Origin of the sequence: Candidatus Poriferisodalis multihospitum (assembly GCF_028283155.1) — a bacterium.
GTDB classification, from domain to species: domain Bacteria; phylum Actinomycetota; class Acidimicrobiia; order Acidimicrobiales; family Poriferisodalaceae; genus Poriferisodalis; species Poriferisodalis multihospitum.
This window is the reverse complement of the sequence record NZ_JAPYOK010000072.1, coordinates 1-26,550: the sequence shown is the minus strand read 5'-3', so window position 1 is coordinate 26,550 and position 26,550 is coordinate 1. Positions and strand designations below refer to the sequence as shown.

Annotated in this window: 25 protein-coding genes and 1 pseudogene; 16 read left to right on the top strand and 10 right to left on the bottom strand. The window is 67.7% G+C overall.

The window, feature by feature from the left end:
- Window positions 1-1,333 (top strand): annotated as a pseudogene (locus VI480_RS06740) (hypothetical protein); the annotation flags it as partial.
- Between the two features lie 128 nt (window positions 1,334-1,461).
- Here the strand turns inward: VI480_RS06740 and VI480_RS06735 are convergent.
- Window positions 1,462-1,917 carry a DUF4143 domain-containing protein gene (locus VI480_RS06735; protein WP_323672058.1) on the bottom strand — a complete coding sequence of 152 codons (456 nt, stop codon included), beginning with the start codon at window positions 1,915-1,917 and terminating at the stop codon, window positions 1,462-1,464.
- Here VI480_RS06735 and VI480_RS06730 point away from each other — a divergent pair.
- The 6 genes from VI480_RS06730 (at window position 1,905) to VI480_RS06705 (ending at window position 8,455) form a co-directional block, all read left to right on the top strand.
- Window positions 1,905-2,297 carry a hypothetical protein gene (locus tag VI480_RS06730; RefSeq protein ID WP_323672057.1) on the top strand — a complete coding sequence of 131 codons (393 nt, stop codon included), beginning with the start codon at window positions 1,905-1,907 and terminating at the stop codon, window positions 2,295-2,297. The two genes, VI480_RS06735 and VI480_RS06730, sit on opposite strands and share 13 nt — an antisense overlap.
- Window positions 2,294-3,634 carry a branched-chain amino acid ABC transporter substrate-binding protein gene (locus tag VI480_RS06725; protein WP_323672056.1) on the top strand — a complete coding sequence of 447 codons (1,341 nt, stop codon included), beginning with the start codon at window positions 2,294-2,296 and terminating at the stop codon, window positions 3,632-3,634. Before VI480_RS06730 ends, VI480_RS06725 begins: the two co-directional genes overlap by 4 nt.
- Window positions 3,635-3,779: 145 nt before the next feature.
- Window positions 3,780-4,829, top strand: a complete 1,050-nt coding sequence (locus VI480_RS06720; RefSeq protein WP_323672055.1) for a branched-chain amino acid ABC transporter permease — start codon at window positions 3,780-3,782, stop codon at window positions 4,827-4,829.
- Window positions 4,830-4,878: 49 nt separating this feature from the next.
- Complete coding sequence (locus VI480_RS06715; protein ID WP_323672054.1) at window positions 4,879-6,792, top strand: branched-chain amino acid ABC transporter permease; 1,914 nt, start codon at window positions 4,879-4,881, stop codon at window positions 6,790-6,792.
- The gene (locus VI480_RS06710) at window positions 6,789-7,625 is read left to right on the top strand and encodes an ABC transporter ATP-binding protein (protein WP_323672053.1); all 837 of its coding nucleotides are present in this window, start codon (window positions 6,789-6,791) and stop codon (window positions 7,623-7,625) included. Before VI480_RS06715 ends, VI480_RS06710 begins: the two co-directional genes overlap by 4 nt.
- An 89-nt stretch (window positions 7,626-7,714) precedes the next feature.
- Window positions 7,715-8,455 carry an ABC transporter ATP-binding protein gene (locus VI480_RS06705; protein ID WP_416246659.1) on the top strand — a complete coding sequence of 247 codons (741 nt, stop codon included), beginning with the start codon at window positions 7,715-7,717 and terminating at the stop codon, window positions 8,453-8,455.
- On the opposite strand, the gene VI480_RS06700 is transcribed toward VI480_RS06705, so the two are convergent.
- A complete protein-coding gene (locus VI480_RS06700) occupies window positions 8,452-9,348 on the bottom strand; it encodes an LLM class flavin-dependent oxidoreductase (RefSeq protein ID WP_323672051.1) in 897 nt (298 codons plus the stop codon). The two genes, VI480_RS06705 and VI480_RS06700, sit on opposite strands and share 4 nt — an antisense overlap.
- A 127-nt stretch (window positions 9,349-9,475) precedes the next feature.
- Between VI480_RS06700 and VI480_RS06695 the strand changes: the two genes are divergently transcribed.
- The 3 genes from VI480_RS06695 to VI480_RS06685 all read left to right on the top strand — a co-directional run bounded on the left by VI480_RS06695 (window position 9,476) and on the right by VI480_RS06685 (window position 14,077).
- Window positions 9,476-10,270, top strand: a complete 795-nt coding sequence (locus VI480_RS06695; protein ID WP_323672050.1) for a glucose 1-dehydrogenase — start codon at window positions 9,476-9,478, stop codon at window positions 10,268-10,270.
- Between the two features lie 46 nt (window positions 10,271-10,316).
- Window positions 10,317-10,904, top strand: a complete 588-nt coding sequence (locus VI480_RS06690; protein ID WP_323672049.1) for a GGDEF domain-containing protein — start codon at window positions 10,317-10,319, stop codon at window positions 10,902-10,904.
- Window positions 10,905-10,987: 83 nt separating this feature from the next.
- On the top strand, window positions 10,988-14,077 hold the full coding sequence (locus VI480_RS06685; RefSeq protein ID WP_323672060.1) for an N-6 DNA methylase: 3,090 nt from the start codon (window positions 10,988-10,990) through the stop codon (window positions 14,075-14,077).
- A gap of 34 nt (window positions 14,078-14,111) precedes the next feature.
- Here the strand turns inward: VI480_RS06685 and VI480_RS06680 are convergent, their stop codons facing one another.
- The 3 genes from VI480_RS06680 to VI480_RS06670 all read right to left on the bottom strand — a co-directional run bounded on the left by VI480_RS06680 (window position 14,112) and on the right by VI480_RS06670 (window position 17,168).
- Window positions 14,112-14,603, bottom strand: coding sequence for a hypothetical protein (locus tag VI480_RS06680; RefSeq protein WP_323672048.1), 492 nt, complete (start codon window positions 14,601-14,603; stop codon window positions 14,112-14,114).
- 61 nt (window positions 14,604-14,664) lie between these two features.
- The gene (locus VI480_RS06675; protein WP_323672047.1) at window positions 14,665-15,456 is read right to left on the bottom strand and encodes a hypothetical protein; all 792 of its coding nucleotides are present in this window, start codon (window positions 15,454-15,456) and stop codon (window positions 14,665-14,667) included.
- Window positions 15,457-15,569: 113 nt separating this feature from the next.
- A complete protein-coding gene (locus VI480_RS06670; RefSeq protein ID WP_323672046.1) occupies window positions 15,570-17,168 on the bottom strand; it encodes an acyl-CoA dehydrogenase family protein in 1,599 nt (532 codons plus the stop codon).
- Window positions 17,169-17,328: 160 nt separating this feature from the next.
- Between VI480_RS06670 and VI480_RS06665 the strand changes: the two genes are divergently transcribed.
- Together VI480_RS06665 and VI480_RS06660 are read left to right on the top strand one after the other, a co-directional pair.
- Entirely contained in the window at window positions 17,329-17,850 is a 522-nt protein-coding gene (locus VI480_RS06665) for a MaoC family dehydratase (RefSeq protein WP_323672045.1), read from the top strand.
- 4 nt (window positions 17,851-17,854) lie between these two features.
- On the top strand, window positions 17,855-18,754 hold the full coding sequence (locus VI480_RS06660; RefSeq protein ID WP_323672044.1) for an A/G-specific adenine glycosylase: 900 nt from the start codon (window positions 17,855-17,857) through the stop codon (window positions 18,752-18,754).
- Window positions 18,755-18,819: 65 nt separating this feature from the next.
- On the opposite strand, the gene VI480_RS06655 is transcribed toward VI480_RS06660, so the two are convergent.
- Window positions 18,820-19,338: a UGSC family (seleno)protein gene (locus VI480_RS06655; RefSeq protein ID WP_323672043.1), complete on the bottom strand. Its 519-nt coding sequence runs from the start codon at window positions 19,336-19,338 to the stop codon at window positions 18,820-18,822.
- Window positions 19,339-19,472: 134 nt separating this feature from the next.
- A complete protein-coding gene (locus tag VI480_RS06650; RefSeq protein ID WP_323672042.1) occupies window positions 19,473-20,993 on the bottom strand; it encodes a thioredoxin family protein in 1,521 nt (506 codons plus the stop codon).
- Window positions 20,994-21,110: 117 nt separating this feature from the next.
- Here VI480_RS06650 and VI480_RS06645 point away from each other — a divergent pair, with 117 nt between their 5' ends.
- A complete protein-coding gene (locus VI480_RS06645; RefSeq protein WP_323672041.1) occupies window positions 21,111-21,605 on the top strand; it encodes a flavin reductase family protein in 495 nt (164 codons plus the stop codon).
- A 32-nt stretch (window positions 21,606-21,637) separates the two neighbouring features.
- Complete coding sequence (locus VI480_RS06640) at window positions 21,638-22,012, top strand: MauE/DoxX family redox-associated membrane protein (RefSeq protein WP_323672040.1); 375 nt, start codon at window positions 21,638-21,640, stop codon at window positions 22,010-22,012.
- Between the two features lie 90 nt (window positions 22,013-22,102).
- On the opposite strand, the gene VI480_RS06635 is transcribed toward VI480_RS06640, so the two are convergent.
- The gene (locus VI480_RS06635; RefSeq protein WP_323672039.1) at window positions 22,103-24,304 is read right to left on the bottom strand and encodes a S9 family peptidase; all 2,202 of its coding nucleotides are present in this window, start codon (window positions 24,302-24,304) and stop codon (window positions 22,103-22,105) included.
- Between the two features lie 83 nt (window positions 24,305-24,387).
- Between VI480_RS06635 and VI480_RS06630 the strand changes: the two genes are divergently transcribed.
- Window positions 24,388-24,906, top strand: coding sequence for a gamma carbonic anhydrase family protein (locus VI480_RS06630; protein ID WP_323672038.1), 519 nt, complete (start codon window positions 24,388-24,390; stop codon window positions 24,904-24,906).
- Between the two features lie 27 nt (window positions 24,907-24,933).
- Here VI480_RS06630 and VI480_RS06625 read toward each other — a convergent pair whose 3' ends face one another.
- Window positions 24,934-25,242, bottom strand: coding sequence for a type II toxin-antitoxin system PemK/MazF family toxin (locus VI480_RS06625; RefSeq protein WP_416246657.1), 309 nt, complete (start codon window positions 25,240-25,242; stop codon window positions 24,934-24,936).
- Window positions 25,229-25,480 carry a ribbon-helix-helix protein, CopG family gene (locus VI480_RS06620; RefSeq protein WP_416246658.1) on the bottom strand — a complete coding sequence of 84 codons (252 nt, stop codon included), beginning with the start codon at window positions 25,478-25,480 and terminating at the stop codon, window positions 25,229-25,231. Before VI480_RS06620 ends, VI480_RS06625 begins: the two co-directional genes overlap by 14 nt.
- A gap of 95 nt (window positions 25,481-25,575) precedes the next feature.
- Here VI480_RS06620 and VI480_RS06615 point away from each other — a divergent pair, with 95 nt between their 5' ends.
- Complete coding sequence (locus VI480_RS06615; protein ID WP_323672035.1) at window positions 25,576-26,481, top strand: LLM class F420-dependent oxidoreductase; 906 nt, start codon at window positions 25,576-25,578, stop codon at window positions 26,479-26,481.
- Window positions 26,482-26,550: the final 69 nt, after the last annotated feature.

Below are 26,550 nucleotides of genomic sequence, written 5' to 3'. Positions count from 1 at the left end.
GGTCAGCATCACAGCCGGCAGCGGCATCACCGAAGGCGGCACCGTCACATTCACCGTCACCGCCAGCCCCGCCCCGGCAGCCGACCTCGACGTCACCGTCACGATCACCGCCGCCGGCGACCACGGCGCCGCCACCGGCACCCGCACCGTCACCGTCCCCACCACAGGCAGCGCCACCGTCACCGTCGCCACCGCCGACGACACAACCGACGAACCCGACGGCACGGTCACCGCCGCCGTCGACGCCGGCAGCGGCTACACCGTGTCGGCCGCCCAGGGCGCAGCCACCGTCGCCGTCGCCGACGACGACGACCCGCCGCCGGTGGTCCCAGTCGTGTCGATCGCCGGAGGCAGCGGCGTCACCGAGGGCGGCTCGGTCACCTTCACGCTCACCGCCAGCCCGGCTCCGTCCTCGAACCTGGACGTGAGCGTCACGGTGTCCCAAAGCGGCGACTGGGGCGCCGCCACCGGCACCCGCACCGTCACCATCCCGACCACAGGCAGCGCCACGCTCGCCGTCGCCACTGTCGACGACTCCGCCGACGAGCCCGACGGGTCGGTCACGGTGACGCTCAACACCGGCAGCGGCTACACCGGCAGCGGCACAGCCGCCGTCGCCGTCGCCGACGACGACGACCCGCCGCCGGTGGTTCCAGTCGTGTCGATCGCCGGCGGAAGCGGCGTCACCGAAGGCGGCACCGTCACATTCACCGTCACCGCCAGCCCCGCCCCCGCGGCGAACCTCGACGTCACCGTCACGATCACCGCCGCCGGCGACCACGGCGCCACCACCGGCACCCGCACCGTCACCATCCCCGCATCAGGCAGCGCCACGCTCACCGTCGCCACCAGCGACGACTCCGCCGACGAGCCCGACGGCACGGTCACCGCCGCCGTCGACGCGGGCAGCGGCTACACCGTGTCCGCCGCCCAGGGCACAGCCACAGTCGCCGTCGCCGACGACGACCCGCCGCCGGTCGAACAAGACCAGCCCGACCCCGACCAGACCGACGGGGCCGACCAGGTGCCGCTGGTCGCCTGCGCCGCCCGCCCGACACTGCTCATCAGCAGCCCCGAAGCCAGCCGCAGCGACGCATCGGTCGATTTCGAGGTCAGCCTCAGCTGCATCCCCGCCAGCAGCCCGATCATCCTGCTCAGCCCGGTCCGCGACGGCCGCATCGGCCAGAACCTGTTCATCAACCTCTCAGCCGACCAGACCTCGACCACCGTCACCGTCACCATCGGCAACGAGCACCAACTCGGCCTCGCCGTCGTCTGGAGCAGCGGCCTCGCCAACCGCTACGCCCAAGGCGACGTCACCTACACCGACTGACCCCAGACGCCACAAGCAGCCCGGACCACAGCCCGAACCGCTCACCGCAAACCAAAAGAGGGACGACCCCCAAGCCGCCCCTCTCCGCTGCGGGCGGGCTGAGATGGGCGTCAGCGGTCACGGCGGTGCTAGGTCGCCGTTTGCCAGAGCGCCGCAAGCGGGGCCGAGTGGAGCCGGTCTCCGAAGCTGAGAGCGTGGGTGCCGGTGTGCAGCAGGATGCCGACGCGGAATGCGCCCGGCTCAGCGTGGTCGAGGCCGTCGCGCATGGCGGCGATGTGGCGCAGATCGCCGACGCGGGGAGAGGCAGTGGCCTTGACTTCGACAGCGACGACGGCGCCGTCGGGCCGTTCGAGGACGAGGTCTGCCTCTCGCCGTGCGTTGTCACGATAGTGATAGAGCGTCACCCGATCGGCACCGGCTGCCAGTTGGCGGGCGATTTCGCCCACGGCGAACGTCTCGAGCAGCGGGCCTGTCGCGGTTGCAGTCGGCGGGCGCAGCGCCGCAGCGTCGACGCCGATCAGCGCCGCAGCCAGCCCAAATATGACTCCACGGTTGCACGGTCTGCGCCCAGATGCTGCGACCACCGCGCGATGTTCACCTCGCTGGCTGTGCCGGCGGCAGCGAGGCGGAGCATCCGTGTGAGGAGTCCGGTGCGCCGGATGTCGCCGAGTTGCACGATGTCGCGGCTGATGACTCCGCCGACGAGTCCGATGGGTCGGTCACCGTCACGCTGGTCGACGGCGCCGACTACGGCTTGGGCACGCCCAAGACCGCGAACGTGACGGTGGCCGATGACGACGATCCGTCGGTGGTGTTGGTGGACCATGACGTTGGTGATGACGGTTTGATCGAAGTGTCGGGCCTGGCTCAGTTGCCCGCAGAGCGCGGGAGGAGTGCCTGCCGTGCGGTAGCTTTCGGCATTCCATCAGTGGGGAGGACATGGGAATGCAACACAGACTCTTGAGGCTGCTGGCTCTGCTGGCTGCTTTGTCGCTCGTCGCCGCGGCGTGCGGCGATGACGGCGACGGCGCCGCCGAGACCACAACTGCACCAGCAGCAACAGAGGCGCTTGAGGGCGAGACCGGCGAGTCCGAAGAAGAGATGACGATGGACCATCTCGGCGACGGCTCGCTCGGTGTGGTCCAGGTCGAGCCGGGCGGTGCGGTCCAGATCCGCTCGCTCGAAGCGATCACCGGTGACGTGGCCTTCCTCGGTTTGCCCAACCAGCGCGCGACGATGCTCGCTGTGGAGCACTTCGGCTCGATTCACGGATTCGACGTGGAGGTCGGCGTGGGGCTGGACGATCTGTGCTCTAGTGACGGCGGCCAGGCCGCCGCTCAGATCGTCGTTGCCGACGAAGACGTGCTCGGCGTCATCGGCACTTCTTGCTCAGGCGCAGCGGTAGCAGCAGCCCCACTCATTACCGACGCTGGCATGGTGTTGATCTCAGGCAGCAACACTTCACCCGCGCTCACCTCCGATCTCGCCGGCAACGTCGGCGAGAACCGCAACATTGGCTACTACCGCACCGCCCACAACGACCGAGCCCAAGGAGAGGCGGTTTCCACTTTCGTTCTCGAGTATCTCGGACTCACCAAGGCGGCAACCATCCATGATGGCGACCCCTACACGCAGGGCTTGGCACAGGCGTTCCAGGACTTCTTCGAGCGCGACGGCGGCACGGTGACCGCTGCGTCAGCCTTGAACAAGGAAGACACAGACATGGTGCCAGTGCTGACCGAGATTGCGGCGAGTGCACCTCAGTTGTTGTTCTTCCCGATCTTCCAGCCTGCGGGCGATTTTGTGGCGGATCAAGCCCCGGGCATTCCGGGCTTGGAGAGCACCGTCCTGATGGGCGCTGACGGCCTCCTCAATCTCGACTATCTCGCGTTGCCGCAGACAGCAGGCATGTATCTGTCGGGTCCCGATACTCGCTTCGGTGAGAACGTGAACCAGAGCACCGGCAAGACTGCGGATGAGTTCTTGACGGCGTATGAACAGCTGTATGGCGAGGTTCCTGCGGCGCCATTCTGGGCACATGCCTACGATGCAACGACGCTGCTATTGGAGGCGATTGCAGCTGCGTCCCACGTAGATGCCGATGGGAATCTCCGTGTCGACCGCCAAGGCATCCGCAACTACCTCGACAGCGTCCAGGGCTACAGCGGTTTGATCGGCACGATCAACTGTGACGAATTCGGTGACTGCGGCGCATCTCGGATCACGGTTGTTCAGAACCTCGGCGGTGAGGAGAACGCCGCGGCGAGTATGCAGAACGTGGTCTATGCGTATGCCCGCTGAGATTCTCAGCTCGACTCATGTGCGCATAGTGGGCCCCCGCTAGCCCCGGGAGCGCGACCCGGTGATTCGTGCCGCAAGAGGCCCTAGGCATCGCCGCCGTCGAAGTTCCAGGACCGGCATCGACCGGTTCCTCACGGTCATCCGGGTGGCGGTGCTGATCGTTCTGGCCGTCGGCTTCACGGCCTTCATCGCCCAGGAGATCAACCCCGACAACCCGTTCGCCCGCTGGGCCAACCCCGATGCCACCGGTCTCACCGGGGCGCAGTTCCGCGGGCTGGTGATCTCGGGCATCGCCCAAGGCTCGATGTACGGGCTGATCGCGCTCGGCTACTCGATGGTCTACGGCGTGCTGGGATTCATCAATTTCGCCCACGGCGAGGTGTTCATGGTGGGCGCCATGACCGGCATGATCACCTCCAACAAGCTGGCCGACGCTGGGTTGTGGGAGTCGAACTTCATCGGCTCGCTGGTGTTCATCGTGGTGGTGTCGATCATCGTGTCGTCGCTGACGGCGGTGGTCATGGAGCGGGTCGCGTACCGGCCGCTGCGGGGGGCGCCGCGGCTGATCCCGCTCATCACCTCCATCGGCGTGTCGTTCTTCCTGCAGAACGCCTCGGTGGTGCTGCTGGGGCCGGCCAGCAAGTCGTACCCCGATGTGCCCGACTGGGTGAAGGCCAAGCACACGTTCCTGCAGATCGAGGGCGCCAAGATCCTGGTGATCGTGGTGGCGGCGCTGTCGATGGCGGCGCTGTGGTACTACGTCGAGCGCACCAAGACCGGCAAGGCGATGCGGGCCGTGGCCGAGGATGCCGAGATAGCGGCGCTCATGGGCATCGACGTGAACCGCACCATCGTGAAGGTGTTCGCCGTGGGCGGTGCCATGGCGGGGATGGCCGGGATCCTGTGGGGAATCCTGTTCCGCAGCGTCATTCACACGACGGGCTTCCTGCCGGGCATCAAGGCGTTCAGCGCCGCTGTCGTGGGCGGCATTGGGCATTTGGGCGGCGCGATGGCCGGCGGGCTGTCGATCGGGGTGGCCGAGTCGGTGGGGCCGCTGCTGATCCTGGAGCCGCTGGGGGTGAGCGGCGTGTCGCAGCTGCGTGACGCCGTGGCGTTCTCGATGCTCATCATCGTGCTGCTGGTGAGGCCGGCCGGTCTGTTCGGCGAGCGGCTGCCAGCGGAGGACCGGACATGAGCGTGTCCGCGCCTTGCGAATCGGGGCCGCCGCCCGCAGAGGACCGGACATGAGCGTGGCCGAGCCGCCGCCTGTGCCAGCGCCTGAGACCGGGCCGCGTCCGGCAGGCGCCCCCGGCAACGACGCGCCGCCGCGCCCGCCCTTCGCGCAGGACTGGCGCCGCATCGCACGCATGGGTGCGGTGGGCGCGGTCGGGCAGATCTTCATCTCGCTGTCCAACATGCCCGTCAAGCTCGACGGCCGGGCGATCATCGAGGGCATCCTCAGCCTGGGGTACCTGTCGCTGGTCGTGCTGCCGCTCGCGGCAGGCAGCCGCGTCGGGCACCAACTCCGGCGCGAAGGCGTGCCGTTCCACCGTCCAGGTGCCCACGAAGTCGTCGGCGGCGCCGCGTGCGGTGTGCTCGTCGGCGGGGGGCTGTCGCTGCTGGCGATCCTCATCGCGAACTTCGACCTGCGCGAACCGCTGGTCAACTGGAGCCCGATCCTGGCGGACCTGCTGGCGTTCAACCGCGGCACGGCGTTCGCAGTGGTGATCTGGCTCGCCTTGGGCGCAGCCGTCGGCGCCGCCGGCGGGCTGCTGCGCGTCGTGCCGCCGGCGGCGCGGCGAGTGCTGTGGACCGTCGTGCTCACCCTGTTCGGCGCTGCAGTGCTCGAATCGCTGACCACCGACCTGGCCGAGGGCATGGGCATTGAAGGGGCGGTCGACTGGTTCTACGCTCCCCGCGGCGGGCTGACGATCAGCGGCGCGATTGTGCTGGCACTCGGATCGGCCGTGCTGGCCGTGGCCGGGCGGGGCCGCATCCGCCAGGCCCGGGCCCGCATCGACTCGCTGGAAGGCCCCGCCCGCAACCGGGCCAACCTCGGGCTGATCCTGGCGACCGGCGCCGTGCTGGTGATCCTGCCGATGTTCGCCGGCAAGCTCACCAACGAGCTGCTCGCCAACGTCGGCCTGTTCGTGCTGCTGGCGCTGGGGTTGAACATCGTGGTCGGCCTCGCCGGCATCCTCGACCTGGGCTACGTGGCGTTCTTCGCCGTGGGCAGCTACAGCGCAGCCGTGCTCACGGCCGCCACATCGCCGAAGATCCACCCGGAGCTGCCGTGGTTCGTGGCCCTCTTCGGCGTGGTGGTGCTGACCGGGCTCGTGGGGCTGTTCATCGGCGCCCCGGTCATCCGCATGCGTGGCGACTACTTGGCCATCGTCACGCTCGGCTTCGGCGAGATCATCCGGCTGCTGTTCTTGTCGGATTGGCTGTCGGGCTGGTTCGGCGGCTCGCAGGGCATCACCAACATCCCGGGCGCGGAGATCTTCGGCCTGGCCGAAGTGGCCGGCACCGATCCGCGAAGCGTCTTCTACCTGGTGCTCGCCTTCTGCGCGATCGCCATCTACGTCTCGTGGCGGCTGGAGCGGTCACGCATCGGTCGGGCCTGGATGGCCGTGCGCGAGGACGAGACGGTTGCCGAGGCAATGGGCATCAACACGGTCAACGTCAAGCTGCTGGCGTTCGTGGTGGGGGCGATGCTCGGCTCGTTCAGCGGGGCGATCTTCTCGGCGAAGGTGGGCTCGGTGTTCCCCGCCAGCTTCCTGATCCTGGTGTCGATCGTGATCCTGGTGGTGGTCATCTTCGGTGGCATGGGCAACATCGTCGGCGTCATCGCCGGCTCGGCGGTGCTGATCGGCGTGCTCGGCGGGCCGAAGCAGCCGGGCCTGCTGGCGGAGTTCTCCGAGTTCAAGCTGCTCATCTACGGAGCGCTGCTGGTGTGGATGATGCTGGCCCGGCCCGAGGGATTGATCCCCAGCGTGCGCCGCACCCGTGAGCTGCACCAGGAAGAGCTGGCCCAGGACGCCTGGCTGCGCGGCGAGACCCATGACGAGCAGGACGGCATCGGCACCAGCGCGACCGGCCGCAGCGGTGCCGCGAGCGGCAACGGCAGCACCGACCGGCCATCGGGCGATTCGTCATGAGCGTCACGACGCCGTCCGGTGCCACCCAAGCGCCCGCCGCCCAAGCAGCGCAGCAGCCGATCCTGGAGACACGCGGCCTCAGCGTGGAATTCGGCGGGCTGCACGCGCTCGACGGGCTCGACCTGGCGGTCTACCCGGGCGAGATCGTCTCGGTGATCGGCCCGAACGGTGCTGGCAAGACCACCTTGTTCAATGCGATCACCGCCACCGTTGCCGCCAGCGAGGGCGAGATCCTGTTCGAGGGCGAGTCGCTCATGGGCCTCGACCCCAACCGGGTGACCGCACGCGGCATCGCCCGCACCTTTCAGAATGTGCGGCTGTTCGCCAACATGACCGTGCTCGAGAACGTGATGGTGTCCCAGCACTGCCGCACCCGCCAGAGCGTGTTCGGGGCGCTGCTGTTCACCAAGGCGTTCCGCAATGAAGAGGCCGAGATAGCCGAGCGGGGCAAGGAGGTGCTGTCGTTCTTCGGCAGCCGGCTGACGGGCTACCGGTTCGACCAGCCCGCCTACACCCTGTCGTATGCCAACCGGCGGCGGCTGGAGATCGCCCGGGCCATGGCCACCGGGCCCAAGCTGATCCTGCTGGACGAGCCGGTGGCGGGCATGAACCCCACCGAGTCGGCCGAGCTGACCGGGCTGATCGGGCGGCTGCGCGACGAGTGGGGCTTCGCCATCGTGGTGATCGAGCACGACATGGAGGTGGTCCGCGAGGTTTCCGACCGGGTGGTGGTGCTCGACCACGGCGTGAAGATCGCCGAGGGCGACTACGCCGACGTCTCGGCGAACCCGCAGGTCATCGAGGCATACCTCGGCCACGGGGCAGCGACGTGAGCAACGAGCTGAGCCCCGAAGCCGAGCTTGGCGCCGACTCGGGCCCCAGCCCCGACGCATCTCCCGGCGAGCGCATCCCGCTGCTGGAGATGCGCAAGGTCAACGCGCACTACGGGGCGGTGCATGCCCTGCGAGACGTCGACCTGTCGATCTACGAGGGCGAGCTGGTGTGCCTGCTCGGCGGCAACGCCAGCGGCAAGTCGACGACGCTCAAGACGCTGCTCGGCATGCTCGCGCCCACCTCCGGCGAGGTGGTGCTCGACGGCGAGGTGGTCAACGACCGCCCGACCAGCTACCGGGTGGCCCGCGGCATCACGATGGTCCCCGAGAACCGGCGCCTGTTCAAGCGGCTCACGGTGCGCGAGAACCTGCAGCTCGGTGCCTACCTCCGCAAGGACAGCGACGGCATAGCGGCCGACTTGGAGCGTGTGTATGAGCTGTTCCCCCGAGTCTCCGAGCGGCTCGGCCAGAAGGCGGGCACGCTGTCGGGCGGCGAGCAGCAGATGGTGGCCATCGGCCGGGCGCTCATGTCCCAGCCGCGGGTGCTGCTGATGGACGAGCCGTCGATGGGCCTGGCGCCGGCGCTGGTGCAGCAGAACTTCGAGCTCATCAGCCAGATTCACGAGGCCGGCATGACGGTGTTCATGGTGGAGCAGAACGCCAACATGGCACTCGGCATCGCCGACCGGGGCTGGGTGCTGCAGACCGGCCGGGTCGTGCTCGACGACACCGCCGAGGCCTTGCTGGCGAACCCGGCCCTGCGCACGTCGTACCTGGGCGGCAGCAAGGACAGCGGCGACGCAGCAGAAGGCTCGGGCGAGCCGGGTTAGTTTTGCAGCGGCAGGACGGCGTTAGCGACGCCCTCGAGCTCCGCGAACCAATCGTCGGGCTCGCCCACCAGCACGGGCACGAACTTCGACGCACCCACCTCGATGAAGCGCTGGATCTGGTCGCGCAAGCCGTCCCAGCCGGTCGGGATGATGTCGCCCGGGTCGGCATCGGGCGCCCGCCGTTCGAGGATGGCCTTGTAGCCGGGGCTGATCTCGCCGTGGGTGTACGGGATGAGCACGCCGAAGTGCTCGGGATCCATCCAGCGCTCGTGTTCGTCGGCCGCCTCGTTCACGATCTTCCAGCCGACCGCTGCGATGTCGGGAGTGCAGAACGACGGCAGCCACCCGTCGCCGAATCGCCCGCAGCGGCGCAACTCCACTTCCGCCGCACCGCCCAGCCAGATGTCCATGGGCTTCTGGGCCGGCTTCGGCAGCAGCGACACCTCGTCGTAGTGGTACCAATCGCCATGATGGGTGACGGGCTCGTCCTCCCAGAAGCGCTTCAGCAGCGGCAGGGCCTCGTTGAACATCTTCGCCCGCTCGCGGCGCTCCACGCCGAAGGCCGCCTGCTCGTGCACATCGGCCACGCCCAGTCCGAATGCGGGCAGCAGCCGGCCGTCGGACAGGCGGTCGAGGCTGGCCAGTTCCTTGGCCAGCACGGCCAGGTTCCGGCCCGGCAGCACCAGCACCGACATGCCGAACTTCATGCGCTTGGTGCGGCCCGCCGCGTACGCGAGGCCCACGATCGGGTCGGGGCATTCGCCGCCCAGCCGCTCGCTCAGCCACAGCGAGTCGAAGCCGTTGTCCTCCAGCGCGTCCACGAACGGGTCGAAGGTGGCGTGGTCGTTGGTGAAGCTGCGCGTGCCCAGCCCGAAGCCGATCCGGATCTTCATGGGGCCCACGCTAGGACACTGCAGCCGCTTCGACCCGGGTGGCGCTCCCGGCGGCGGTCGGCATGAACGGCGTTGCTGTGCACCGTACCCTCGGGCGATACGTGACGGTGCTGATGAGAGGGCGTCAATGAACCAGCCAGCAGCGAACGGGCAGATCGATCTGAGCTCGCCATTCCGGCTCGATGGGCAGGTGTGCTTGGTGACCGGTGCATCGAGCGGCTTCGGGGTCCGCTTCGCCCGGGTGTTCGCGGCGGCGGGCGCCAAGGTGGCCGTGGCCGCCCGACGGGCCGACCGGCTGGAGGCGCTGGCCGCCGAGCTGCCCGATGCACTCGCCGTGCGGTGCGATGTGGGCGACGACGACGCTTGCCGAGACCTGGTGGCGCAAGTGGTGGACCGCTATGGGAAGGTCGATGTGCTGGTCAACAACGCCGGCGTGAGCGACGCCATCAACCCCGGCGAGCAGGCCGACGTGGAGAGCTTCCGGCACGTGGTCGACATCAACCTGAACGCGTGCTTCCTGCTGGCGGGACTGGTCGCCGCCGACATCATCGGCCGGGAGGCCACGGGCAGCATCATCAATGTGGCATCGGTGCACGGGCATGTGGCCTCGGCGCCCAACCTGCAGCCTGCGTACGCCGCATCCAAGGCGGGCTTGGTGAACCTCACCCGTGATCTCGCCGTGCAGTGGGCCACCCGAGGCGTGCGGGTCAATGCCCTGTGCCCCGGTTATTTCGAGACTGAGCTGACGGCGCCGATGTTCGACGACGATCGCTCGATGGCGTGGATCAGCCGGAACGCCCCGATGCGGCGCCCCGGGCACGAGCACGAACTGGACGGGGCGCTGCTGTTCCTGGCCAGCGACGCCAGCAGCTACGTAACCGGCAGTTCGCTCATGGTGGACGGGGGCTGGACCGCCCGATGAGCGCTGCCCGCCGCCCCGATCAGCGTCGGCAGTGCGGGGGAGTTCTGTGAGCCGGTCGGTTGCATCCGGGCTGCGCGTGGGCGCTGCTGCTCTGGCCGCAGCGCTCGGCGGCGGCTGGTGGCTGGCGTCGGGCCGCTGGCGTCGAGCGTGGCGCGCCGACTCGCTGACTGGCGCCGCCACCCGCGACGGGGCGCTGCGCCACCTGCACACCGAGCTGGCGCGCTCGACACGCACCGGCCGGATGGTCGGCGTGGCCTTCTGCGACATCGACGCCTTCAAGCAGGTGAACGATCAGCACGGCCACCTCGCTGGCGACTTGGTGCTGGTCACCGTGGCGCAGTGCCTGCGCGATGCGGTCCGGCCGTCTGACGTGGTGGCCCGCGTCGGCGGCGACGAGTTCGTGGTGGTGTGCGGCGGGCTGCGCGGCGCAGCCGACATGGAGATCGTCACCGAGCGCTTACAGGCATCGCTTACCCAAGCGCCTGCGCAGCGCGAGACCGGCGACCCTTTGGCCGAGATGGGTGTCACCGTCAGCATCGGCAGCGCCACGGGACGCGGGGGCGAGGCAACCGCCGGGGCCCTGCTGCACGCCGCCGATCGCTCGATGTACCGCCAGAAGGGCTGGCGGCCCTAGCGCTTGCATGCTTGGAAGCGGCGTACTTGTGTCGTGGATCATGGTTGGTGTAGCAACGGGGTGGCACACTCACAGCCGTGACGATGAACACCGAGCTCAGCGCAGACGATCCGCGGTTCGTCAAATTGGCCGGCGAGTTGCTTCATTGGCATGGCACGGGCGCCCACGAGGACAACATCCGGTCGGCGGTTCGCAATTTTCTGGTGGAAACCGAACTCACCGACTCCTATGACGTTCAGTCCGAAGCGAGTCCTGACCCCCAGCGAATAGCGCGACGTCGCGTCGACTTGGCTTTGTCCGACGCCTTCATCGAAGTAAAGAGGTTGATCGGCACAGCTGCCGACGCCGCGACGCCCGCCGCTGAGCACGTGGCCCAACTCGATGGCTATCTCAAATCATCGCCTGATGTGAATATCGGCGTGTTGACCGATGGACGGCATTGGTTGCGGCGTACCACTGGTCAGCTCGATATCCCTACGGCCTACCCGTGGGCGTTCACCCTGGAAAAGCCAAATGATGGCGTGAAGCTCTTTCGCTGGCTCAATGAGTACATCTTTAGCGGCCGTCACGCAAAGGCGGTACACGTTGACACAATCGGGACAGAGTTCGGCCCGGCCAGCCCTGTATATGTGACGCAGATCGAGCAGATTAGGAAACTGTTCGAACAGCACGGACAGGAACGAACTGTCGCAATCAAGTACGATCTCTGGCAGGAACTGCTGGCGGTGGCGCTCGGCGAGATCGTCGGTTCCGGCCCAGAAGAGACGCTGCACAGCCTATTCGTCCGGCACACCTACTTGGTGACGATGATTGGCATGATCACTCAGTCGACCTACGGCATTGACATAGAACGCTTGTGCAGCAATGATCCGGCGGATCTGCTCATTGGCCGCAAATTCGCATCCGATACCGGCATCGAAGGCGTCATCGAATCCGATTTCTTTACGTGGTTGACAGAAGTCGACGGCGGACTCGACGTCATTCGAGAAATGGCCGCATGGGTGGCGTCGTACGACTGGCCGAGTGCACAACTCGGTTTGGCCTCGGCGCTATATCAGAGCGTTATTCCGGCCGTAGAGCGCGAGCAGCTTGGTGAGTACTACACGCCAGGTTGGCTCGCGACAGCAATTGTTGAGTCCGTAGTCACCGACCCGTTGCAGCAACGCGTCCTTGACCCGGCCTGCGGTTCCGGGAGCTTTCTTGTCGCAGCCATTGAGAATCTGCTCTCCACCGCGCGAGAAGCAGAAGTGCGACCAGAAGCAGTCCTGGACAAGTTGCGGCACAACGTTGTCGGCATCGACGTGCACCCCGTCGCCGTCCATCTTGCGCGATCAGAGTGGGTTCTGGCGGCTCGCGATGCTATCGCTGGCTCTCAATCGCGACTGGCCTTCGCACCGCCGGTGTACCTAGGCGACTCGCTACAGATGATCACCCAATCTGACGGCATGTTGGGCCAGCTCGAAGTCGCCGTCCCCGTTACCGGCGATCCTCGTCGTCGCGAACTGCGATTCCCGCGGTCGCTTATTGAGCGACCCGAAACTTTCGACGCTGCCATGGAGGCTGTCGCCGCACAGATCCGTTCTGGCGGTGATCCTGAGCAGGCACTCGTGGACGCTGGCGTTGAAGAGGTGGAGCGCTTGCAGTTGGCGTCCGCATTGGGCGTCCTCGCCGAGTTGCATTCCGAAGGCCGGGACCACATCTGGAGCTACTACGCCCGCAACGTTGTGCGTCCACTCATCATCGCTGCAGAGTCGGTCGACGTCGTCGTCGGCAACCCGCCTTGGATCACGTACAACCAAACCGTTGCCCGCCTCGGAGCACGTCTGCGTCAGCTCAGCGTCGACTACGGAATCTGGGAGGGCGCGCAATACGCGACGAACGCTGACTTGGCCGCGCTCTTCTTTACTCGGTGTGCGGATCTCTACCTCGCCTCTGGTGGAGTCTGCGCGATGGTGATGCCGCACTCGGCTTTGGCCCAAGGCCAGTACACCCGTTGGCGCACCGGACGCTGGCTCGTACCCGGCGCAGAACTCAATATGAATATGGCGTGCTCGATTCCTTGGGATCTGGAGACTCTTGAACCGAACAATTTCTTTCCTGTGCCTGCATGCGTTGTCTTCGGGCGTCGAGAAGAAGTCAGCCAAGGACTTCCAAATCACGTTGAACAATGGACAGGCGAGCCCGATTCCTTGGACGTCGAGCGATCGACGAGGCGTCTGGTTAGGACTTCCAAGTTCCAATCTCCATACTCGGAGTTCGCGCGCAACGGCGCCACCATCTACCCGAGGTGCCTTTTCTTTGTTGATGAGAATCCACTGACCGGTCCCGTAGCCGCTAGTGACTCGATTCGCGTTGATCCTCGTCGAGGTCCGAACGACAAGAAGCCTTGGCGTTCGCTCAACCTTGACTCTCTTGCGCAGCGAACTGTTGAGCGCACGCATCTCTTCAAGGTTGCGCTTGGCGAGAGCATCGCTCCATTCCTGATGCTGACTCCCCAACTCGCGCTACTGCCGATAGCTGACGATTGGACGCTGACCCGACGTGAAGACGATCGCAACAGAGTTGATCTCACGTCGCTGTGCCCCAGAATGCGGGAGTGGTGGGTTGAAGTCTCGGCAATGTGGGAGGCTCGGCGCAACACGACATTGGCGAACCAACTCGATCACATGGGCAAGCTCTCGGTGCAATTGGACTCCGACTCCCTTTCTACCGGCGCAGGACTTCGAGTGCTGTACCCCAAGTCAGGGTGGCCAGTAGCGGCTATCTGTGAAGACGAGTCCGTGATTGTGGAAAACTCTCTGTATTGGATCACCGTACGCAGCCGATTGGAGGCCGAGTTCCTTTGTGGAGTCATCAATGCAGAACAAATCCGGTCGATGGTTGCCCCACATATGTCGAAGGGCCTATACGGTCCGAGGGACCTGCACTCTCAATTGTGGAAGCTTCCGATTCCGGAGTTCGATGAAACATCAGCAGTACATCTCGAAGTCGTCCATGCATCCCGCAACGCTGCGCAGGGTGCGAAGCGAGTTGTCGACGAGGAATGTGCGCGGCGCGGAACCACGAACCTCAACACTCAAGTCGTTCGAAGAAGCGTGCGAAAGTGGCTGCGCAACTCAGAAGAGGGTGTGACAGCAGAGGAAGCGATCGCACGTGTGCTCGACAAGGGTTGAAACCTCGGTTTCGCGCAAGCCGGAACGACGGGGGTTAGCTCAATGCCGGTGTGCCTTCGAAGTTGCCCGGGTCGTCGGCTGTGGGCAGCACCGGGCGTGCCCGCCAGTCCATGGCCTCTTCGACGCCGTCGATGACGTCCGACCACTCCCCGGCATTCCAGCCTTGGGCCGCGCCGAGCACGCTGGCGTCCTGGGCGAGATGCACGAGGGCGGGCAGCCGTTCGAGTCCCAGCGATCGAACGAACTCGCGCTCGGGGTCGAGCAGCACGAAATGCTCGTCGGCAAAGCGGCCCAGGAAGCTGCGGGCGCCGTGCGCATCGCTGCACACCACGAATGCGCAGCGCACGTCGGCTTCCTCGTACACCAGGAACAGGCGCGATGCAGTAGGCAGGATCCAGCCGCTCTGGTGCGTGTAGGGGTCGATGACGACGCCCATCAGGTTGAACACCACCAGCCATTCGGCCAGCGTGTGGGTGTGGCCGGTGAGCGTCTCGAGCTTGATGTCGGTGGACGGCGCGTCAAGCACGGCAGGCAAACTAGCGCTCCCGGTGGGCGCGGCCACGGTTCATGCGCCGATGCGCCGGTTGTCAGATCGGCGGGCGCAGCAGCTCGGCGGCAAGGGGGCAGTCGGCCCGCTGCCAGCCGGTGGCCGGTTCGATGCCGCCCGGACCCACGACGTGACTGAACAGACCAATCGGCACGATCTCCTCGTCGCATTCCCACGGCTCGTCGGCCACGGAGCCCGCGGCGGCCTCGAAGAGCGGCTGCGGCAGTGCACGTCCCTGCCCGACGATGCACCAAACCTCCACGCCCGACACGTATCCGACCGCAGCGGCGGCATGGGAACCGCCGGCTGCGATCACAGCTTCGGGACCGGCGGCGGCAGCTTCCACCAGGATCACCTCTGCGGTCGAGCACGCAGCCGCCAAGCCGGCGAGCGGCACGTCGGTCACCTCGCAGCCTTCGCCGGCAAGTCGCCGGGCCAGTCCGGCGCCCTCGCCGTAGGCGTCGATGATGCGCACCTCGATGTCGGCGCGTCGGCCCAGTCCCTCAGCGGCAAGGTCGGGCCAACCCAGCAGGCACACCGTGGCGCCCTCGGGCAGCGCAACGGCGGCGCGGTCGGCAGTGGCATCGGCTCGCAGCTCGGCAGCGAACTCGTGTGCCGCCCGGTACGGCTGCGACGAGGCGCACACCCGCGCTGCCATCGACCACAGCGCGCCGGCGATCGGATACTTATCGAGGATGCGACGGCACACCGTGACCAGCTCGAGCGGGTCCGAAGCGAGCGCGCCCAGCGCCGATGCGGCCTCGCGCACCAGCACGTCCTGCGACAGGTCGCCCGCACGCGCCACATAGCGCAGATGCTCCATCGGGTGCACGCGCCGAAGCTATCCCGTGCCCGTCAGTCCTTGTTCCCTCAGTTTCGTGCAGGCAGTGCGATTCTGTGTGCGGAAATGCCGACGTCGGCGGCACATTTGCGCAGAAAACGGAGTCAGGCCTTCTGGGTTTGAAGCCGGCGTGCAATCACCTTGAGGCACAGCGTCTCATCCGCGCCTTCGAAGATCGACAGCACCCGGGCGTCCACGAACAGCCGGCTCACGGTGTATTCCTCGGCGAAGCCGAAGCCGCCGTGGAGCTGCTGCGCCTCGCGGGTCACCCACTCGGCGGCCTTGCAGACATACGCCTTGATCATCGAGGCCTCGAGCGCGCCATCGCCCCGCGCCATCATGCGGGCCACCTCGTAGCTGTACTGGCGGGCGGCGGCGATGATCGCCGCCATGCGGCCCAGCTTCGCCTGCGTCAGCTGGTACTCAGCGATCGGCTGGCCGAACACCTTGCGCTCGTCGGCGTAGGCGCGGGCCTCGTCATAGGCCGCCTGCATCACGCCCACCGCCCGGGCCGCAGTCTGCAGCCGCCCGTTCTCGAAACCGGCCATCTGCAGGTAGAAGCCCTGCCCGATGCCGTCGTCGCCGCCGATGAGGTTCTCCGCCGGCACGAACCAGTCGTCGAAGGCGATCTCGAAGCTGTGCATGCCCCGGTAGCCCAGCGTGGCGATGGCCCGTCCCTCGATGGTGCCGCCCCGCTCGTCGGTGAACCGGAAGTCGTGGCCCTCCGACTGGGGCTTCGGAACGATGAACAGGCTGAGGCCACGGTGGGCCTTGCGCCGGTCTGGATCGGTGCGGGCCAGCAGCATCAGCACGTCGGCCCGGCCGGCGAAGGTGCACCACGTCTTGGTGCCCGAGATCAGCCAGCCGCCCTCGGTGGGCGATGCCGACACGACCAGGTTGGCCACGTCGCTGCCGTAGTCGGGCTCGGTCACGGCGACCGCCACCATGGTCTCGCCGGTGGCGATCTGGGGAAACCAGTGCTTCTTCTGCTCCTCGGTGCCACCGCGCTCCAGTGCCCGGGTGAGGATCTCAGGCCGGGTGATGAGCGAGCCGCCCGCACCCAGCGATGCCCGCGACAGCTCCTCGGTGGCGATGACCATGCCGAGGTAGTCGCTCTCGGAGCCGGACGCGAACCCGCCGTATTCCTCGGGCACCGACAGGCCGAAGCAGCCCAGCTCGGCCAGCCCACCGATGATGTCTTCGGGGATGTCGGTGTCGCCCCGGTGGATGTGCTCGGCGGCGGGAGCGATCTTGTCCTCGCCGAAGCGGCGGAAGGTCTCCGCCACGAGCTCGAAGTCGTCGTTGAGGTGGCTGGGTGCGTCGAGGCCGGCCAGCGTGGCCACGTAGGCCGGGTCGCGGTAGGCGGCTACGAAGTCGCGAGCGTCGTCGAGGGCGCCGGGTGCGAGACCCCACTGGGCCTCTCGGGCGAACAGCCGAGCGTGGAATTCTCCGAGGGCGTCGGCGATGAAACCGCAGGCGAGCCGAGCTTCGGCATCGCCCAGCGCACCCCACGCGACCAGCGAATCGCAGATGCGCAGCGCTGACGCCGTGTGGGCCAAGTCGTACAGGAAGCACTGGTGGTCGTCGCCCATGCCGACCGCATGGCTGCACGCACGGCTCAACGCGGCGTTGCCCACCGCCAGCGCATCGGCCGCCGCCTGTATATCCGGCTCGGTCACAGCAAGGCCAGCGTCGGCAGTCATCTCGTCCCCGTCATCGTCACAGCCGCACAGGCTAAAGCCCGCTTCTGCGCGCGGCCCGGGCAGTGACGGGGCTGGGTCCGGTCAGCGAGGACGTTGCGCCGTACGATGACTCGACCCTTGCTCCAGCACCACTGCTCCAGACCACCGCACGGAGGTTCCTGTGACCGTCCATGACCGCCCGTTCGGGCGCTACTTCGAGGACTTCGAGATCGGCGACGTCTACCGGCACTGGCCCGGCAAGACCATCACCGAGGCCGACGATCACCTGTTCTGCATGATCACGATGAACCACCACCCGCTGCACACCAACGAGTGGTTCGCCCAGCACGAGACCGTGCACGGCAAGAACGTGGTGGTGGGCAATCTCGTGTACTCGCTGGTGTTGGGCATGAGCGTGCCCGACGTGAGCGGCGCAGCCATCGCCAACCTCGAGGTCGAGACGCTGACGCACTCGCGCCCCACGTTCCACGGCGACACGATCTATGCCGTCACCAAAGTGCTCGACAAGCGTGAGTCCGGCTCGCGGCCCGATCGAGGCGTGGTGACCGTGGAGACACGGGCGTTCAACCAGCGCTCGGAAGAAGTGTGCTACTTCCGCCGCAAGGTCATGATCTGGAAGCGGGAAGCTGCCCCCGAGCGCCGCTTCCCCTACAGCGACGAGGCGGCCGTCGGCGAGGGCTGATCGCTTGCGCCATGCGGAGTCGGATGCGCGTGGCTCACGCCACGCCGAACTGATCGGTTGGTGGGCGTCCGAGCGGCGGGATCTGCCGTGGCGGCGCACGCGAGACCCGTGGCTCGTGCTCGTCTCGGAGGTCATGCTGCAGCAGACCCAGGTGGACCGGGTGCTGTCGTACTTCAAGGCGTTCGCCGAGCGCTGGCCGACGCCGGAGCAGTGCGCGGCGGCGGAGCTTGCCGATGTGCTCGCCACTTGGCAAGGGCTGGGCTATCCCCGACGCGCTCGCAGCCTCTGGCGGACGGCGGCGATCATCACCGAGCACCACGACGGCCGGGTGCCCGCCGATCTCGAACACCTGCTGGCGCTGCCTGGCGTGGGGCCGTACACCGCTCGGGCAGTTCAGGCCTTCGCCTTCGGCATCGACACCGGCGTGGTAGATACCAACGTGGGCCGCATCTTGGCCCGCTGGACAGGTCGTCGGCTGGCTCCTGCAGAAGCCCAGCGGATTGCGGACGAATTGGTGCCCGCGGGGGAGAGCTGGGCATGGAACCAGGCGATGATGGACCTTGGTGCCCAGGTTTGCACCAAGCGCGATCCGAGCTGCATTCGCTGCCCGGCGCGACCGTGGTGTGCGTGGGCGGGCGAGGTCTTGGGCTCGGAGCCTTCGGATCGACCAGATCCAGCCGACCGCAGCGCCGGGGTCAGTGCGCGGCAGGCGCCGTTCGAAGGCAGCGACCGCCAGGCCAGGGGCCGCCTGCTCGCAGCACTGTCAGATGGCCCGCTTCCCACGGAACGGGCCGCTGCGGCGATGGGGCTCGAAGGCGACGCAGCCCGCGTTCAGCGACTCGTCGACGAGTTGATTGCTGAGGGTTTGGTCAGCGCGACGAGCAGCCAGATTCGCTTGGGCTAAGCGGCCACGCTGTAGTTGTCTGGCTCGTGGCTCAAGCAGCCACGCTGTGCCTGTCGGCTCGTGGCTCAAGCAGCCACGAGCTGTTCGATCAGCTCGTCGAAGGCCTTGTCGGCGATGGCGACCATCTCATCGTCGGTGCGGTCCTGGATGGGGTGCTCCACCCACACGGCCGCCGGGTCGAAGCCGAGCGCCTTGCCCTGCACCTCGGCCCCGTCGACGAACTGGACGGTGGCGACGAACACCGACGGGATGCCGCGGCGTTCCAGATCAGCGATGTCGTGCACACTGCACGACGTGCAGCTGCCTCAATCGGCTAGCGCTTCGATCACCACGTCGCACTTGGTGGCGATCTCGTGGCGCAGGTCGACCGGGGCCGGCTTGGTGAACGTGGGCTTGGAGTAGCGCTCGACGCGCAGTCCCCGCTCCGTCAGCCGTTCCTCGAGCCGGTTCAGGAAGCGGTCGCCTCGGGGCTTGCTGATGTCCAGCAGGCCCACGGTGAGGCCATCCAGCGAATCGGGCCGGGTGACCCGTTCACGATGGGCGGGTGCCGCTTCGTTCGTCGGGTCCAAGACGACAGTGCTCATGTGGTCCCCCCTGTGTTGGAATCCGGTGGGCACGTCGGCATCGACTGTAGCCGCCTCCGGGCCCGAGCGGCCCGTGAGCCCGTTTCGAATCGAGATTGGGAGCAAGAGCGGCAAGCGCGGACGAGGTGGCCCTGCTAGCGCCAGGGATCGATCTCGACGCACACGGGCTGAGCGCCCACGTCGCCATTCACCCAGCCGCCGATCACCGCCGAGAACAGCCCGGCGCCGCCGCCGCAGTGCACCAGGTGCAGGCCGCCGTCACGGAACTTCGGCAGGTCGGCCTCGGCCAGGAACTCGGGGACCCCTTCGGCGATACCGCCGGCGCCGCGGACCAGCTCCGAGCCGGGACGGGTCGTCAACTCGTTGATGCGCTCGGCGGTCTGCCGGCGCGTCCAGCCGCTGTCGATGAACACGCGGGAGTGATCCGGCGCCACGGCCAGGATCGCATCAAAGCCCAGCACCAGCTTCGGATGGTGGATTGCGTTCAGCGCGACCGCCATGGTGCGGGCCAGCGACTCGGGATCGCGCGAGAGCTGATCGACCACCGAGCGGGGCGCCTCGCCCGGGAATGCCGTGACCGTGTTGGTGCCGGGCTCGAAGCCGAAGTCGGTACACAGCGGCACCCAGCCGTCCCCACCGGCGCTCTCGGCGCCGCCATCGCCGTCATCTGCGGTGCCTTCGATCTCAGCGAAGCAGAAGCCCACCTTGCCGGGCTGGCCGAGTGCGGCTCGATCCACCTCGCCCGGCCGACCGCCGCCCACATTGCGCACGATGAGCTGCACCGCCCGGCCGATCGTGCTGTTGGCCCGGTTGCCCTGCCCGAACACGTTGATGCCGCTGTTCATGCCGATCTCGCGGGCGATCGGGCCGTTCACGATGAAGACCGGCCCCACCGGCATGGTGGTGGCGAGCATTCCGTGCATGTTGAACGTGTCGTTGCAGACGGCGGTCAGCGCCGCGAGCACCACCGGGAAGTACTCGGGCCGGCAGCCTGCCATCACCGCGTTGACGGCGGCCTTGGTGACCGTGCAGTCGGCGAGATCGGGTGCGACGTTGGCCACCACCTCGTCGGGGGCGCGTGACGTTCCCGCCAGCATCGCCGAGACCCGCTCCGCCGTAGGTGCCACGAGCGGCAGGCCATCGGACCAGCCCCGGTCGTGCATCGCCTCCTGGGCGTCTTCCAGAGAGCCAAACTCGACCCGCCGAGCGGTCAGACCGTCGCCGCCGAACCGGGCGGCCAGCACGTCGACCATCGACGGGGCGACCGAGAGCGATCCGCAGCCCGGCCGGTGAGGGGGCAAGCTGTCCCCAAGGGCGTCCAGTCCGGTGAAGGCTTCCCACTCGGGTCGGGACCAGCCCACGATGCGACCGGCCTCATCGCCGTCCGCAAAGCGCATCAGCGTGGGCACCGTCTCGATGTCGCGGTGCCACGAGAACGCCAGATCGGCGTCGTGCACCTTGGCGGTGATCGACTCGGGAAAGGCCGGATCGTCCTGGGTGTACACGGTCAGCGAACCCCGAGCCTCGATGTCTGCCAGCACCGGAGCGATCAGCTCGCAGGTCGGGCAGTCCCGCTTCACCACGGCCACCAAGCCGTCGGGCGGCACGCCCGCCGCCTGGTCCTCGGCGATGTTGCGGTCAGCGCTCGTAGCCATGGCCGGAGGCTACATACGGCTGCCGCACCGAGACCGAACCGGCATGCCGGTGGCATCTCGCGCGGCACGCGGCGCCCACGACGCCCCGCAGCCAGTGGCCTGTCTAGGGTTGCAGCCGTGACTGACGCGAGCGACCAGCCCACCATCGACAGCAGGCTCTTCCGGGACGTGCTGGGGCATTTCCCCACAGGGGTCACGGCCGTGACGGCCATGACCGACGGTCGGCCGGTCGGCATGGCCATCGGCTCGTTTACGTCGGTGTCGCTCGATCCGCCGCTGGTGGCATTCCTGCCCACCAAGGACTCGACGACGTGGAGCGACATCCGCGCTGCGGGCAGCTTCTGCGTGAACGTCATGGCCCAGGATCAGATGGCCACCTGCGGCGTGATGGCCAGCCGGTCCGACGACAAGTTCGCAGAGGTGAGCTGGCGGCCCGGGCCCACCGGCGCTCCGATCATCGACGGCTCCATCGCCTACATCGATTGCACGATCGAAGCCGTCCACGACGGGGGAGACCATGACATCGTGGTCGGCCGTGTGGTGGAGCTCGAGATCCTCGATGCCAAGGATCCCCTGCTGTTCTGGAAGGGCGGCTACGGCACCTTTGCCTGAGGGCGGGCCGATGCGCCGGGCACGGTGATCGTGTGATCGGCACCGTCGCCCGCATCGTGCTGGGAGCGCTGCTCCTGGCGTCTGGGGCACTGAAGCTGCGCGACCCGTCCTGGCCGGGTGCTGCTCGCGCGATGGGTGCACCGCGGTGGTCGGTGCCGTTCGTCGCGCCGCTCGAGATCGTGCTGGGGGCGGGCTTGGCGGCCGGGGTTGCCGAGCCGTGGCCGGCGTGGCTGGCGCTGGCACTGCTGGGGGCGTTCAGCGCAGCGTTGACGCGGGTGTTGCGGCGCCCGCGTGAGGAGCGTCCTGCGTGTGCATGTTTCGGCCGCTGGTCGTCCAAGCCAGTCGGCGCCGGTTCGCTGCTGCGCAATGGCCTGCTGGCAGGGCTCGCCGTAGTGGTCTTGTTCTGATCCGTTACGCAGCGGGTGTTTTCCGCTCGTGGCCCAGGCCACCGGTGCCTGCTCGATGTGGTTCAGGCCGCAAGCGTCTTCTTCGTGCGGCTACGCCACGCCGAGCACATCGCAGATGAAGGCCAGAATGAAGGCCTCGTCGCGCCAGGCGTCGTAGCGACCGGACGGGCCGCCGTGGCCGGCTCCCAGCTCGGTGCGCAGCAGGATCGGCTTCGTCGACGTTGTGGTCGCTCGCAGCTTGGCAACCCATTTGGCGGGCTCCCAGTACTGCACCCGTGGGTCGGTCAGCCCGGCGGTCACCAGCAGTGCCGGATGGTGGGCTGGCTCGACGTTCTCATACGGCGCGTACGACCGGATCGTCTCGAACGCCACGGGGTCGGCTGGATCGCCCCACTCGTCGTACTCGGTGACCGTCAGGGGGATGGCCGGGTCGAGCATGGTGTTCAGCACGTCCACGAAGGGGACCTCGGCCACGACGCCGCAGAACAGCTCCGGGTGACGGTTCACTATCGCGCCCATCAGCAGGCCGCCGGCACTGCCGCCACGGGCGCAGATCCGGGCCGGGTCTGCCCAGCCTGCTGAGGCCAGGTGGCTGGCGCAGGCAGCGAAGTCGTCGAACGTGTTGAGCTTGTTGGCGAGCTTGCCGCCCTCGTACCAGGCCCGCCCCAGCTCGCCGCCGCCACGGACGTGCGCGATGGCGAACAGCACGCCCCGGTCCAGCAGCGACAGCCGGGCCGTGGAGAACGACGCCGGCATCGGGATCTCATAGGCCCCGTAGCCGTACAGCAGGCAGGGTGCGGGCCAGTTCACCGCGCCCGGCTTCCACACCAAGCTGATCGGCACCGCGGTGCCGTCGGGTGTCGTGGCGGTGATGCGCTCGGTGGTGTAGGCGGCCAAGTCGACATCGCCGAGCACCGGGAGCTGGTCGAGCAGTTCGCGCTCGCCGCTGTCGAGGTCCAGCTCGAAGATCGATGGCGGCGTCACCATCGACGTGTAGCCGAAGCGGTAGCGCCGGGTGTCGAACTCGGCGTTTGCCCCGCCGCCGGCCTCGTAGACCGGCTCAGGCATCTCGATCTCGAATGACGGGCCGAGCTCGTCGCGCGGCGCGCTGCGGGTGTCGTGCACCCGCAGCGAGGTCAACCCGTCCTGCCGTTCGTGAACGACCACGAAATCGCCGAAGCAGTCCACGTCTTCGAGCCGGATGCCAGGCCGTGCGCCGATCAGCTGGCGCCACGCGCTGCCATCGTCGACGGCATCATCAGCGGCCGGAGGGTCGGCGGCAGCGGCAGTGCCGCCTTCGCTCGCGTCATGGCCACCGACCGCAGCGTCGCCCGCGCCCGGCACCGGTGCCTCGACCAGCCGGAAGTCCTGCGCACCGTCGTTGGTGACGATCAGCAGCCGGTCGCCCTGGTGGTCGACGCCGTACTCGATGCCCTCGGCGCGCTCCCGAACGAGCAGCGGCTCCGATTCGGGTCGGCTGGCATTGAGGAGTCGGTGTTCGGAAGTGGTCTTGGACTGCGAGCCGATCACGATGAACTGCTCGCTGCGAGTGGCCCCGACGCCCACCCAGAAACGCTCGTCGTCCTCCCGAAAGACGACTACATCGCGGGCCGGGTCGCTGCCGACGACGTGGCGGATCACCCGATCGGGCCGCTGGGCCGGGTCGGTGCGCACGGCGAACAGCGTCCTGTTGTCGTTCGCCCATACCAGCCCGTAGCTCAGCTCGGCGAGCCCGCTCCCAGGGTCCGGAGTGTCGTGCCCGTCGAGCACTTCGCCGCTTTCGATGTCGAAGACCGTCAGTGCGTACTTCTCGTCGCCGTCGGTGTCGAAGGTGTAGGCGAGCAGGCGATGGTCCCCGCTGACCGCCAGGTCGCCGACGGCGAAGTACTCGTGGCCCTCGGCCAGCTCGTTCTCGTCGAGCAGCACGACCTCGTCGTCGTCGGTACCGCCCCGCGGACGGCGCACATGGACGACGTATTGCAGTCCCTCCACTGTGCGAGCCCGGTACTCCCAGTCGTCCTTCGGCGCAGGCAGCGACTGGTGGGTCTCTTTGGTGCGCAGCTTGATCTCGCCGAAGATTGCCTCGCGCAGCTCGGCCAAGTGGGCAGTCGCCGCCTCGGTGTAGGCATTCTCGGCTTCCAGATAGTCGCGGACTGCGGGGTCGTCGCGGTCGCGCAACCAGTGCCAGGGGTCGGCGGTCTCGGTGTCGTGAATGCGTCGCACATGGGTGCGCTCGGGCGCAGTCGGCGGCAGGGGCGTCGGCTCGCTGCCGCGCTGATCGGAGTTCGTCACGGCGGCACCGTACCGCCGGCCGCTTCACGGCGGCCGCCCTCCCGAAGGCTGCCGCGGGCAAGCCGAGCGCATAGCGTGGTTGCGTGCCGATTTATGCGCTTGGCGACTACGAGCCCGACATCCACCCTGACGCCTTCGTGATGCCCGAGGCGATCATCATCGGGCGGGTGACGATCGGCGCAGAGGCGTCGATCTGGTCGGGTGCGGTGCTGCGCGGCGACGACAACGACATCTTCGTGGGCGCCGGCTCATCAGTGCAGGACAACGCTGTGCTGCATGTGACCGAGGAATGGTCGACGCGGGTGGGGGAGCGCTGCACCATCGGCCACTTGGCCCACATCGAGGGCGGCGTGGTGCACGACGAGGCGCTGGTCGGCACCGGGGCCATCGTGCTGCACGACGCTGAGGTCGGCGAGCGAGCACTGGTGGGCGCCGGCGCCGTGGTGCCAGGAGGGATGAAGGTGCCACCAGGCACGATCGCAGTGGGCACGCCGGCCAAGATCCGCGAGGGCGTCGACACGACGCCGCTGATCATGCCGGGTGTACAGAACTATCTGGACCGCCGCGTCCGCTACATGGGCGAGCTGCGCCGTCTCGACTGAGCGGCATCCGGCAACGACCCTTCGATATCAGCAGCCGGTGGCGTCTTGCAGTCGGCGGCACGCCTGCTCCATGCGACCCGCGCTGAGCTTGGTGACGAATCGTCGGAAGCGGGCACGCTCGATGGTGTGGATGTTGTCGAAGTTGACGACGCAGTCAGTCGGCACGCCGTCCTCCGCGGCAGTGAGCTGCAGTTCGGACACCAGTCCACGCCGCGTCCTAGTCAGCACCGCGACGACGATGGAATCGATCCGGTCAGCTACCGGGTCACGTGTGAGCACCAGGACTGGTCTGTCACCGTCAGGCGCGCGAGCGAACCAGACCTCACCGCGTTGCATCGAGCCAGTCCGACCAGTCTTCGGCTGGCCCCCAGTCGGCAACTGCGGCAAGCGACAGCTCGTCTTCCGTCACCGGATCGGCTTCGTACAGCGCGGCCTCGTGCGCAGCGGCGAGTCGGGCGAGTTGGCGGCGCAGCGCGTCGCGCATCAACTCGGAGCGCTCGATGCCGAGACGCTCGGACCATTGCCGGATTCCTTCGACATCTTCCTCATCGGCTCGAAAGCTCAGCATCATCATCGTCATACGTTCAACTCTATTTCGTATGACGCTCCGCTAGGCATCACGCGCCCGCAGCCGACGCGCTGCAAGCGGCGGCGGTAGCGTCACGGCCCATGAGCATGGGAAGCATCGACTTGGGACGCATCGGCATCTGGACGGGGGTGCTCGACGCACTGCCGTCTGCGCAGGGCGTGGAGTTCGTCGCCGAGGCCGAAGAGCTGGGCTACGGGGCGTTCTGGATCCCCGAGGCCGTCGGGCGTGACCCGTTCGTGGCGGCCGCCCGGCTGCTGGAGGGCACCAGCAGCATCAAGGTCGCCACCGGCATCGCCAACATCTACGCCCGTGACCCCATGACCATGGCCAACACGCTGCGCACCATCGACGAGGCGTTCCCGGGCCGGTTCCTGCTGGGTCTCGGCGTCAGCCACCACCACCTGGTGGAGTACATCCGCAAGCACGACTACTCCAAGCCGCTCAGCTACATGCGCGAGTACCTCGAGCGCATGGGCAAGTCCCGCTTCATGGCCCACGGCCCCCAGGAGCTGCCCGAGATCGTGCTGGCGGCACTCGGCCCCAAGATGCTGGAGCTGTCGGCTACGGCGACCGCGGGCGCCCACCCGTACTTCGTGCCGCCCGAGCACACCGCGGTGGCCCGCGAGACCATGGGCCCCGACGCGGCGCTGTATCCCGAGCAGATGGCCATCCTGGACACCGACGCCGATTCAGCCCGGGCGCTGGCTCGCAAGAACATGGCCATCTACCTGGGCCTGCCGAACTACGCCAACAACCTGCTGCGGCTGGGCTTCGACCAGGCCGACATCGACGGCGGCCCCGACGGAGGCCCGTCCGACAAGCTGGTCGACGCCATCGTCGTCTGGGGCACCGAAGAAGACGTCAAGGCCCGTGTGGACGCCCACTTCGACGCCGGCGCCGACCACGTCTGCGTGCAGGTCCTCGCAGACGACCCCGCAGCAGCATTCGACGGCTGGCGCCGCCTCGCCCCCGCCCTGCTGAGCTGAGGGCGGCGGCAGCGCTCGCGTTCCTCGGCTGCCCGGTCACCGGCTGTGGTGTCAGACAAGCAGGGCTAG